Source organism: Legionella birminghamensis (assembly GCF_900452515.1).
GTDB lineage: Bacteria > Pseudomonadota > Gammaproteobacteria > Legionellales > Legionellaceae > Legionella_C > Legionella_C birminghamensis.
In genome coordinates, this window is the sequence record NZ_UGNW01000001.1 from 1294775 (window position 1) to 1306822 (window position 12048).

Genomic DNA, 12048 nt, shown 5'->3' on the forward strand with positions numbered 1-12048 from the left:
GAACACTTATTTATGACTACCTGTTAAACCCTATTTTTTGGCAACATTGAAAGTTGTGAGGACCATACTATTTCAACCGGTATGGGCCCCGCGGTCGGAGCCGCGGGGATTGACAATTAAGCGCTGATACTGTCACAGTAATTTCCAGATCATTAGACTACAGGGAGTTATCTAATGCCGAAAGCGAAAGCGCTTGCGCAGCAGTTTTTAACACGTATTGCCTCAAAAATTGAACTGAAAACAGATCCAGGGCTTATCTGTAAAACGCTGTCGCTCCTTGGAATGGATGATTTTAACCCGGAAGATAAAAATATTGCTGAGTTTCTTAATCATGCCAGAACAAAGGCAATCGATGTCCGAATGCTGGTTGACAGGGTTATGGCGATAATTTTAGAAATTGAGCCCTTTGCCAATTTACTTGGGCGTATTGAGGAAGAGCAGCTTATCTCAGAGAAGGAGCTCGATAAAGTACTGCCTGTAATTAATCTCCAGGTTAATCTGCTCTGTCTGTTTGAGGCATTTGCTGCAACGATGGCAAATAGCGTTAGCTTTAACGAGGATGTCTATAAGTTAATTATTCAACAAAGACATACACCCATGCCAGGGAATCCCTTAGGCTATTTATTTTTTAATCACCGAAAGGATGCCTCTGCATTCAAGACACTGAAAGTGATATCGGTGGATCCAGCGCAGACTGCAGGGGCATTTCTGCGCCGGCTCGATGGCAATCAGGATCCATCGTTTATTAAACAGGAAGCGAAAAAGTTCATCAATCACCATAAGCTGGCTTTGTGGAACAAAAAAATTTCCCCAAAGGAGTTCAATCAGGAATACAGTGAATCTGTAAAAAACGTAGCTTTCAATATTCTGGAAGCCACCGCTGAGGATGCGCATCATGGCGCCTATGCGAATGCCTGCAGCGGATGTGGATTGATTGCTGATATGGAAGCCCAGGGATATAGCAACCGTTATGTATCAAGAGAAATGATCCTGCCTCAGGGAGATAACCCAGGTCCGGATTGCACACATCCATTGTTGCCGCAACTTAAACTAAACCCGCGCCCCAAACTCGTCTGTGAATTTCTGATAGATAAGTTATGGCAGGATTTGTACACCAGCTGGAATAGTTATTTCGTGGCGAAAAATTTTGATCCGGTATTTCTAATTATCAAATTGCTGGTCCCATCGGTTAGCGGGGCTAATCCCTTGCATTTTTTGGAAACAAGAGTATTTCTTCTGTTTTTAATGGGTAACCTGTTTCATAACCGCCGCCTGGATAGTATTCCTTTTTTTCAAAGTGCTTATAAATTTGAAAGAAAAGAGCAGATTTTTAAGCTATGGGGCGAGTTTAATCAGTCCTATGCGGAAAAACTACTGAACCAGCATGAGAGTTCGGAGAAGAGTACGCCTGAACTGTATCGGACAATCATTGGCACTTCGCCGTTCTGGTCTGTTGCGAACAGCCTTTTTCATTTTATTAAGGATTATGAACATTTTAGTGTTATTCCTGAAGAAACCCATGGTGGATGCACTATTTGTTAGCACAAAGATTTTTTGAAATCTGTCAATCTTCGTATACACTTTTAAATTAGTTGCCTGCTTCACCAGATCCGGAAAGATGGGACTGCAGGCATTCAATCCCGATTATTATTCAAGGAGGAATAACAAATGAGAAGTTCTGCGTATCAGATTATGGAATTAACCGGTACCTCAGATAAAGGGGTTGAAGAAGCAATTACTGATGCGATTGTACAAGCATCAAAATCTTATGGAAATCTGGCCTGGTACGAGGTAATCCGCACTGAAAACATCATTGAAGGCAGGAAGAATAAATTGTATCAGGCCCAGATTAAGTTTGGCTGTCATGCGCATTAATTATACCCTGGTCAACTCATGAAATTTTTACATACAATATAGTAAAAAAACAAACAGAAACTGTATTTTTTCTTAAACTTATGATATAATATTCGGTTAAACTCACCGCAGGAGTTAACATGACGCTTTTAGTTTTACAAAAAGCACTCACCTTTGATGATGTGCTCCTCCTACCTGCCCATTCTACTGTTCTGCCTAAAGAAGTTATTCTCAAAACCCAATTAACCCGTGATATACAGTTAAATATTCCTTTAATATCTGCTGCAATGGATACCGTAACGGAAGCACGCCTGGCTATTGCGATGGCCCAAGAGGGCGGCATTGGGATTATTCATAAAAACATGACAATTCAGGCTCAGGCTGAGCAGGTTAGAAAAGTCAAGAAATTCGAAAGTGGAATGGTTAAGGATCCCGTTTCAGTAGCCCCCAACGTGACTGTCCACGAGCTTCTGGAAGTAATGTCTAAACACAATTTTTCCGGTGTACCTGTTGTTGAAAGTGATCAACTTGTCGGTATTGTTACCAGCAGGGATATCCGCTTTGAAACCAATTTGTCCTTGCCAGTTTCAGCAGTCATGACTCCAAAGGAACGATTGGTTACTGTCAGGGAAGGGGCGAGCCGCGAAGAGATCCGCAGCCTCTTGCACAAGCATCGCCTTGAAAAGTTGCTGGTTGTGAATAATCTTTTTCAACTGCGCGGGCTCATCACTGTGAAAGATATTCAGAAAGCAAAAGAAAATCCATTTGCCTGTAAAGACAGTTCCGAACAGTTGCGAGTGGGAGCTGCCGTTGGCGTTGGGGAAGGCACTGATGAGCGGATTGAAGCTTTAATTGATGCAGGCGTGGATGTTGTAATTGTCGATACCGCGCATGGGCACTCTGAAGGTGTTCTAAACCGGGTGCGCTGGATTAAGAAGCATTTTCCCAGTGTTCAGGTCATTGCCGGCAATATAGCCACTGCTGATGCAGGCCGGGACCTGGTAGAGGCGGGTGCTGATGCAGTAAAGGTAGGGATTGGGCCTGGTTCAATTTGTACGACCCGTATCGTCACCGGTGTCGGTGTTCCCCAGATTACTGCTATTGCCAATGTGGTTGAAGGCGTGAAAGGCGCTGTACCGGTTATTGCTGACGGCGGCATTCGTTTCTCTGGCGACATCTGCAAGGCACTTGCTGCAGGAGCGGATACTGTGATGCTGGGCGGTATGTTCGCCGGTACAGAAGAATCTCCCGGTGAAATCGAATTGTATCAGGGCAGAACCTATAAAAGCTATCGCGGAATGGGTTCTATCGGAGCTATGTCTCAGGCACAGGGCTCCAGCGATCGTTATTTCCAGGATGCTAGCCAGGGTGCTGAAAAGCTGGTTCCTGAAGGAATTGAAGGCCGTGTTCCCTACAAGGGGCCGGTGCTGACAATCATTCAGCAGATGATGGGCGGATTGCGTTCCTGCATGGGATACACCGGATGTCAAACCATTCGTGCGCTGCATGAAAAAGCACAATTCGTGGAAGTGACCAATGCGGGCATGCGCGAATCACATGTCCACAATGTCAGTATAACCAAACAGGCACCTAACTATCAGGTTGATAATTAAAAATGAGTTCTATTAAGCGGCAACCTATTCTGATCCTTGATTTTGGTTCCCAATATACACAACTTATTGCGCGCCGCGTGCGCGAAATAGGTGTATATTGCGAGATTCATCCCTATGATTTGAGCCAGGATGTTTTTTTAAAACTTTCCCCCTGCGGCATTATTCTCTCAGGTGGACCCTCAACTGTTACCGAGCTAGAGACTCCTTGCGCACCGGCCTGGGTTTACGATTGTAATCTTCCTTTATTGGGTATTTGCTATGGAATGCAGACCATGGCTGCTCAACTGGGGGGAGAGGTTCAATCTTCTCCATTGAGGGAGTATGGTTATGCGGAACTGCGTTTGCATAGTCATAGCCAGTTGCTTAGCAATATTGAAGACAGAACCACCGAGCAGGGTGAAGCTTTGCTCGATGTATGGATGAGTCATGGCGACAAGGTTAGCCGGCTTCCTCCAGGGTTCGAGATTATTTGTGAAACGAATAATGCCCCCATTGCTGGAATGGCCAATGAGTCGAAGCACTGGTACGGTCTGCAATTTCATCCGGAAGTAACACATACTTTACAGGGTTTAAGAATCCTGAAGCGATTTGTATTGGAAATATGCCAGGCCAGTGCAGATTGGACGCCGGGTAATATTATTGAGCGCTCTATTGAAACCATTCGTGAAAAGGTGGGCCAAGACCAGGTATTGCTTGGGCTTTCGGGCGGGGTCGATTCTTCTGTTGTAGCTGCCTTGTTGCATAAAGCGATTGGCGATCAGCTTGTCTGTGTTTTTGTGGACACCGGATTATTGCGCCTGAATGAGTCTGAACAAGTCATGGCTATGTTTGCCAAACACATGGGGATCCGTGTGATCGCTGTTAATGCGGAAGAGCGATTTTTACAGGCACTGGAAGGGGTTGATTGCCCTGAAAAGAAGCGAAAAATCATCGGACGTACCTTTATTGATGTATTTGATGATGAAGCGAGCCGCATCCCGGGAGTGAAATGGCTTGCGCAGGGGACTATTTATCCAGACGTTATTGAGTCCGCTGCGACCCATAATAAGGGGGCATCAGTTGTTATTAAATCGCATCACAATGTGGGCGGCCTTCCCGACACTCTGAATCTCAAATTAATTGAACCCATTCGCGAGTTATTTAAAGACGAGGTTCGTAAAATCGGTCTTGAGCTGGGGCTGCCTCATGATATGGTCTTTCGCCATCCTTTTCCAGGTCCTGGATTAGGGGTACGAATACTTGGTGAAGTTAAAAAAGAATATGCCGATATTCTGCGCAAAGCCGATGCTATTTTCATAGAGGAATTACATCGAGAAAATCTATATCATCAGGTAAGTCAGGCTTTTGCTGTTTTCTTACCCGTTAAAAGCGTAGGAGTGATGGGCGATGGACGCCGATATGATTTTGTCATTTGCTTAAGGGCAGTGGAGACAATTGATTTTATGACGGCGCACTGGGCTCATTTACCTTGGGATTTTCTCGGTAAAATTTCCAACCGCATTATTAATGAAGTGACAGGTGTTTCAAGGGTTACTTATGACATTTCGGGCAAGCCGCCAGCCACTATTGAATGGGAATAAAGATCATTACTGGATGCAGCAAGCTTATGGGCAAGCAAGGCTTGCCTATGTCTCGGGTGAAGTACCCGTAGGGGCTGTGCTGGTTTCTGCGGGCGGTGAATTACTCGGCTCTGGTTATAACCGTGTAATCAGCACTAATGATCCCAGTGCCCACGCCGAAATTGTCGCTTTACGGCAGGCGGCCAATCATATTGAAAACTATCGTTTAAACAATACGACACTCTATGTCACTTTAGAGCCTTGCTGCATGTGTGCAGCGGCTGCTGTCCACGCCCGCATTGAAAGGCTGGTCTTTGCCGCTCGGGATTATAAGGCAGGCGCGGCGGGCACGATGCTTAATATTCCCGCTTTAAAATGTCTGAACCATCGCATACAGATTGATGAGGGCGTGTTACAGCAGGAGTGCGCTGATTTACTGAGTCAATTTTTTAAGGAAAAACGGATTAAGTAATGAGCGTTTCCCGAAATTAAAACGCTTTCCTGTTGAGAAGGTATCAGCTTTCGTTTCCTAAAGTGATTATTTTTGTCTACAAGTCCGAATTTCCCTGTGGGTTGAACTGAAAAAGCGAGCCCTGGCTTTCAATTCTTCCAATTGTACTTGGGCATGGAGGGTGTTTAGTTGTATTTGCGTCGTCATTTGCTCACGTTGATTGACTAAAAATAAAGTGCTGTCGCCTCCATAGAATTTTTTTGTTTCTCCTTCCTGCACCTTTTGAGCCAAACGTAATTCTTTTTTCAACAGGATGACTTGCTGTCTGCTTCTATTTATACCAATTAACATATTTGCAAATTCATTGTTAAGTTGTTCATAAAAAAATCGCTTTTCTGTTTGAATTTGCCGCAATTCACTTTCAGCCTGAATCAGGTTTCCCCTGGCTTCTCTTTGTAATAAGGGAAACTTAAACGATAATCCGACCATTGCGGCCTGCGGTATTAACAAAGGGTATCCGCCCGATCCATTTTGTTTGAAGGTGTAGGCAGTTGCATCTAATTGAGGCAGGAGCTCGTTACGCGCCTGCTCGCGTTTGAGTCTCATCATATTGGCATAATGGTTAAGCTTTTTAATACCGGGGTGTTCTCTGAGCGATGTTCGAATGCCTGTTATAGTCTTTGAAGTACTGCTTAATGCAGGTAAGGATTGTTCCCCGGGAACCAGCGGATTTCCCTGTGGGTCCCGAAAATATAGAGATAAATTAACACTTGCTTGTTCAAATATCATTTGACCTTGATTGAGTAATTGTTGCCGTTGAATAATTTGCTGTAAATTTTCACTGATGGCAAGTTCTGGCAAATCGCCAAGGCTAGCCTGTTTTTCAATGGCGTCTTGTCGTTTTTTTGCCAATAACAGCAGTTGCTTAAACGTTTTTATTTGAAGGCCTGCTTCTACCCATTGCCAATAGGCCTTGATTCCATCCTGGTAAATTTTTATTTTGATTGCTTCGGCATCTTGTGCCTTCATGAGCATCAATTGAGCAGAAGATAATAATCCAGTCCGTTCTTTATCAATAAGCCGATCGCGAAGCAAGGGAAGCGATAACCCAGCCCGATATTCTCCACCGGAGTTCGTTAAAAAGTTTTGATAGTAAATGGGCCAGTCCCCTTGCCCATTTCGATAGCCTGCAAACAGTTTCAAACCGTTGTAGAGTGTTGGGATAGTAAGTTGGGTATCGCCGTAATTATTAATATAACCACCAGCGGGTTGTGAACGGGTACTGGCCTCTAGAGTAGGGTCAAATTTCCCATTTGCATTAACAAATGCGCCACTGGCTTTTATGATTTCAAGACGTGCTATTTTTACTTGGGGGTAATGAGTGTCGATACTTTGCAGTACTTGCATCAAACTCAATTCTTGCATTTTAGGGGATGCATAGGAACATGAATACGCCGATAAGGCGCCCAGGCCTATTAGCATACTGAATAGCCCAGGTAATGCTAATCTCCTCATGAGTTCGCCTTTTGTGCTATGCTTTCAGGCGGAAAGCCGTTAAATTGACGCCATAACTCGTACCATAAGGGTACTTCACCCAATTGAACCCAACCATGAACACGAACTCCCTGTCTTAAAAATGTGGGATCAGGCCAGGCTTCATCAGGGACAATCACGACGCGAAATAATCCCATGCCATTATCTGTAGGATCTATAAAGGCCACTTTCCCGCCAAAAGTACCTACGGCGATCTGTGGCCAGCCTCTAAATTGGATTGCTGGCCATCCTTCAAATTGGAGACGTGCTTTTTGATTGAGATAAACGAATGGAATATCATTGCCATCGATCCAAAGGGCTACCGCCCTGGATTCGGTCACGGGTAGAATCTCAGCTAATATTTCTCCCTCTCTAACGACAACGCTTTGCTGTCCGGCCAGGCGTTTGACTATCACTCCCGGGACATGCGCTTTGATGAGTTGCGTTTGTTGTCTGGCAATGCGAACATCAATGCTGACCTGATCAATATTGGCTTGTGCTAATTCATTCTGGTATTTGGCATATTCAATTTGGGCTAATTCGTATTGACGTTTTGAGTTTATACCTTGCTGATATAAACTCTTTTGGCGTTCAACATTGGCTTTTCCTGCAGTTAATGATTGCTGAGCCGCTTTGATGCGAAGTAAAATGGCCTCTCTTTCCAGTTCCAATCGCTTGAGCAATTCCGGATCGTTGTCGCTAATCTCTACAATTGGGTCGCCCGCTTTAACGCGGGCTCCTTCGTCCACGTACCATTCTTTAATTCTGCCATAAATGGGTGAGTTGACAGTATGTAATCGTTCTGTAGGCGAAAATGCAATCACTTTTCCGCTCCCAAGGGCAAATTGCTGCCAAGGGGTGAAACTCAAAAATAAAATTAAAATAAGCAGTACTAAAAAGATAATCCTGGCTATTTTACGAGGATTGGGTAATTTGCCAATCATTTGATAGGCATGTAATTTCATGAAAGCACCAGGCAGTTAGACAATGGGATGTGATTTTGATATTGAGTGATTATTATCAAAAGCGTCTCATTGAGATTTTCCAAATGGAAAAGCAGCAATTCAATGTCATTTGGAGCCAGTCTATCAAAGAGCCCATCGATAATAATAAGCTGGGGTTTTGCAATTAAGGCACGAATCAGCATGAGTTGAATGAGCTCGAGCTCTGTAAACACCTGTTCCCAATCATAAATTATGCTCTTTAAGCCACCTGGCAGGCTCATAATTTTATCCATCAGTCCAAAAGATTTTAAGAGTTCTTTCAATTGCTGTATCGGAAAAGACGGTTGGTTAAGGCGTAGATTGTCATAAATGCTGCCAGCAAACCAGTCTTTATCTCTCAGTAACAGGCTGTGTTCACGAAGGGAGCGCCTGTATTCCTGATGACAGAGAGTCTGGTTGATATACACGCCGAGGTCATTATTATTTTTAAAACCCAGGATAAAATCGACCAGTGATTCTTGCTTGAGTGTTTCATTGATGCAGATGACCAGAGGATTTCCAGGGGTGCTCGATGCTGTTACCTCTTCTTTGGTTACTAGCATGATGTTTTTTATGGGATTGATAAGTTCGCTTAACTCTGTGTTGACTGGTTCAGTTGGGAGATTTAATACCAAATCAATTTTATGCTCGGAAGCCAGCAGGTCGTAGTAATTTTCTAAAAGAACACCAAATCGTTTGAACGCATAAATTAACGCGCCAAGTACAATCTCTGCTGCAACGAGCTGACCCAGGCTTAACTGGTTGTTAATCACGAGATAGCCACCCAAGCCGAGTAATAAACTGCTGGCGATTGCTGAGAGAAGATAAAACCCAATTTGATGTTTAATAAGTTGCCTAAAATGGATATTCCGGGCTTTTAAAAAATGAACCAATCGTCTATCTGTTTGCGAGATAGCGTAACGATGGTAACGATTAAAACGAAATAAAAAGCGATTGGTCAGCAGTTCTTCCAGCCAGGCACCTATTTGGTGTTTTTCAGCACATTCATTTTCAGCGCTGGCTAATCCTTTGCGATAAGGTAAAACAATAATTAAAACAATACTTAATATAATAAATCCGTCAAATACGAGAAAAAGCGGATGATAAAAAAGAAGCAGGATTAAACTAAAAAAAAGTTGCAGGCCTAAGTTTACCCCGTAGAGCAAAAGACTTGATAAGGCTTTGTTAATGGTTGCCACTTCGAAAAAGCGGTTAACGAGCTCAGGACCATGGTGTGAAGAGAAATTATCGAGTGATAAATGAGTAAATTGACGGGTCAGGTTAAGACTTATATTAACCATTAATTTCTGTTGAATGACTTCAATAATAACAGTTTGCCATATATTTAAAGCCCCCAGTGCAATCATTAATACAAGTACGATGAGACTTAGCGTGACTACCGGTTGCAGTAATTTGCCAAAGGCAATCAGATTGACTAAAGTTTGGGCTGCAATAGGTATGCTTAAACTAAGCAGGCTTACTATCACGCTTATCATCACGATTGATGCAATGGTAGCCTTATCTAATACCTCAGCAATTGAATTCATTCCTTGTTTCATCAGAGTTCGAAATCCTTTACTTAAGTTTTAATTTATCCATGATAAAAAATTCCAGGGAATCAATTGCTTTACTTGCCGCCTCTTTTTTAATTAAGGATACATGAATGTCTTTTAAAGCGGGTAGAAAATAATCATCGAGTCTATCCAGATAATTGGGAATCATACTTCGTTGTATGGCTGTAATCCCAAGGCCGGCTTTGACAGCTGCCATTTTACCCGCATAACTTGGGCTACTAAATGCGAGGCGCCATTTCAGGTGATGCTGATTGAGGGACTCAATCACATTACCGCGATAGACGCAAGGGGTGGGTGAAAGAATCAATGGGATTACTGCTTTATCATTGAGTGCCGGGAGCAATTCTTTTTTGCCTACCCATTCTACAGGCTCATTCCATACATTGACTCCCTCAGAAATCTGATTTTTTTCATTAGTCTTTATCAGAATTAAATCAAATTCATCCTGATGAAATCGCTTAATCAGATTCAATGTTAAATCGCATTCCACATTGAGCATTATTCTGGGATGAAGCCTTGAAAACTCCACCAGGACTTCAGAAAGCATCATGGAGGCAAAGTCTTCAGGAAGGCCAAAGCGAAGCTCGCCCTGTAGCTCCGGTGTTTTGAAACGGTCAAGTGATTCGCGATGCAGCTCGTATATGCGTTTAGCATAGCTTAAAAAAAGTTCGCCCTCTGGCGTTAGGGATAGTTCCCGTCCACGTGTAAGCAACTGTTTTTCAATTAAATTTTCGAGCTTGGCGATTTGCTGGCTTATCGCTGATTGGGTTCGGCCAACACGGGCAGCGGCTTTAGTAAAGCTTTGGGTATCTGCAACAGCTAGAAAGCATTGCAGGGTGACTGTATCTAGTGACATTAGAATCCCTAATAGAAAAGATAAATATTTTTAATTTCACTTATATCAGTGTATCTAATATAGTCTCATTGTAGCAAAACAATTTCTAATGGGGAATGATGTGAATACAATAGTTCTGTTTTTTTTATGCCTCATGTTGTCCAGTCCAATTATCGCGCTTGCTTTAAACTGCAGTTTAATTTTGCGGCCAGTTGTTGCAGCCCGGTTTGCAGGATACAGCATTGGCGGCGGCTTTTTAACTGGGGTAGGGCTGCTTTCTTATTTATCCTTGTCTCAGAATCCTGCAATTTATTTGTTAATCAGCTTCAATACCTTGAGCCTGTTGTTATGTAGTCTGGTTTTATTAGTGAGTTTTGTAGTACATCGATTTTCGTTACGGTACATGCATGGGGATAGGCTCTACAGGCGTTTTTTTCTTCTTTTATCGGCGCTCACCTACACTGCGCTTATCATGGTGCTTGCCGATAATCTGTTTTTATTCTGGGGGGCTTTGTCTGTTTCCAATATATTCCTGGTGCTGTTGATGGCACATAAATCGGAGTGGGAAGCCTCCAAAAACGCTGCGCGCCTGGCTTTTTATACGCTGGCCTCAGGTTGTTTATGTCTTTTAATCGCTTTTGTTATTTTAACTGTAACTAACAGGACAAGCTCAATTTCGTCATTGATTCAACTATCTCAATCCGGCCATTTATCCTTATTTTCGACTTCAATCGGTTTAATCCTGGTTGGCGCAGTCGTCCAGTCCGGATTGTTTCCTTTTCATCGATGGCTAATCAGTTCTTTAAATTCACCGACCCCGGTTTCTGCCTTAATGCATGCAGGCCTTGTTAATGGTGGAGGAATCCTAATCGTTAAATTTGCAGCATTGATGATACTTTATCCCGGATTTCTAACACTATTGTTCATAGTCGGTTCTATATCCGCATTGCTGGGTACTACCTGGAAGTTGATGCAGCATGATGTAAAAAAAATGTTGGCTTGCTCCACTATGGCACAAATGGGGTTCATGATGATGCAATGCGGCGTTGGCCTGTTTGCTGCAGCGATAGCGCATCTGTGTTGGCATGGGTTGTTCAAAGCCTATCTTTTTCTGAGTTCAGGCTCTGCGGTGAAACAAAAAAAATCAGAGACTAATTCTTCTAAAGGGTCTCTTATCATGCTTATCATTTCTCTTTCAGGCGGGGTAGCGGCAATGCTTTCCTTTGCTTTTGCAACAAACAAGCCCCTCTCAGTGCATGAGGCCAGCAGCTTTGTTTTGTTTTTTACCTTCATAGCTGGTGCACAACTCATGTTCACCTGGATCCGCGCCCAGCCCACGGTGTTAAGTTTCATGTCGGCGCTTCTTCTTGCCATGATTTCAGGCCTCATGTATGGCTCGAGCATCCAACTGATTCAGTGGTTAATCCCAGATATATCAGCGCTACAGGGACCTCAATTATTGATTACTCATTGGATCGTAATGGCTATATTTGGAGCTTTGTGGGCTTCCTTTAATCTTGAAGCGCATAAAAGCATAGGTCAATCAAGAGTAGGCTGTTGGTTTTACATGAACTTGTTTAACTCAAGTCAGCCCTCTGGAAAAACCGTCACCGCTTTACGAAACGATTACAACTACTAAACTTGTT

Annotated in this window: 10 protein-coding genes; 6 read left to right on the forward strand and 4 right to left on the reverse strand. The window is 43.3% G+C overall.

The features are described 5' to 3' along the window. The first annotated feature begins 174 nt into the window (after positions 1–174). The 5 genes from DYH42_RS05515 to tadA all read left to right on the forward strand — a co-directional run bounded on the left by DYH42_RS05515 (position 175) and on the right by tadA (position 5498). The gene (locus DYH42_RS05515; RefSeq protein WP_058524552.1) at positions 175–1542 is read left to right on the forward strand and encodes a hypothetical protein; all 1368 of its coding nucleotides are present in this window, start codon (positions 175–177) and stop codon (positions 1540–1542) included. A gap of 126 nt (positions 1543–1668) precedes the next feature. Next, complete coding sequence (locus tag DYH42_RS05520; protein ID WP_058524551.1) at positions 1669–1875, forward strand: dodecin family protein; 207 nt, start codon at positions 1669–1671, stop codon at positions 1873–1875. 119 nt (positions 1876–1994) lie between these two features. Continuing rightward, the gene (gene guaB, locus DYH42_RS05525) at positions 1995–3467 is read left to right on the forward strand and encodes an IMP dehydrogenase (protein WP_058524550.1); all 1473 of its coding nucleotides are present in this window, start codon (positions 1995–1997) and stop codon (positions 3465–3467) included. A gap of 2 nt (positions 3468–3469) precedes the next feature. Then, positions 3470–5047, forward strand: coding sequence for a glutamine-hydrolyzing GMP synthase (gene guaA, locus DYH42_RS05530; protein WP_058524549.1), 1578 nt, complete (start codon positions 3470–3472; stop codon positions 5045–5047). After that, positions 5004–5498: a tRNA adenosine(34) deaminase TadA gene (gene tadA, locus DYH42_RS05535; RefSeq protein ID WP_058524548.1), complete on the forward strand. Its 495-nt coding sequence runs from the start codon at positions 5004–5006 to the stop codon at positions 5496–5498. Before guaA ends, tadA begins: the two co-directional genes overlap by 44 nt. Before the next feature lie 66 nt (positions 5499–5564). Here tadA and DYH42_RS05540 read toward each other — a convergent pair whose 3' ends face one another. The 4 genes from DYH42_RS05540 to DYH42_RS05555 are packed head-to-tail and all read right to left on the reverse strand — an operon-like array spanning position 5565 to position 10423. Then, on the reverse strand, positions 5565–6992 hold the full coding sequence (locus tag DYH42_RS05540; protein ID WP_083503182.1) for a TolC family protein: 1428 nt from the start codon (positions 6990–6992) through the stop codon (positions 5565–5567). Then, positions 6989–7975 (reverse strand): HlyD family secretion protein, encoded by a 987-nt coding sequence (locus DYH42_RS05545; protein WP_058524547.1) that lies wholly within the window; start codon positions 7973–7975, stop codon positions 6989–6991. Before DYH42_RS05545 ends, DYH42_RS05540 begins: the two co-directional genes overlap by 4 nt. Beyond that, positions 7972–9555 carry an ABC transporter ATP-binding protein gene (locus tag DYH42_RS05550; protein ID WP_172465003.1) on the reverse strand — a complete coding sequence of 528 codons (1584 nt, stop codon included), beginning with the start codon at positions 9553–9555 and terminating at the stop codon, positions 7972–7974. The genes DYH42_RS05545 and DYH42_RS05550 overlap by 4 nt, the downstream gene beginning before the upstream one ends. 13 nt (positions 9556–9568) lie before the next feature. Continuing rightward, positions 9569–10423 (reverse strand): LysR substrate-binding domain-containing protein, encoded by an 855-nt coding sequence (locus DYH42_RS05555; RefSeq protein ID WP_058524546.1) that lies wholly within the window; start codon positions 10421–10423, stop codon positions 9569–9571. 100 nt (positions 10424–10523) lie between these two features. Between DYH42_RS05555 and DYH42_RS05560 the strand changes: the two genes are divergently transcribed. Continuing rightward, a complete protein-coding gene (locus DYH42_RS05560) occupies positions 10524–12041 on the forward strand; it encodes a proton-conducting transporter transmembrane domain-containing protein (protein ID WP_058524964.1) in 1518 nt (505 codons plus the stop codon). The last annotated feature ends 7 nt before the right edge of the window (positions 12042–12048 follow it).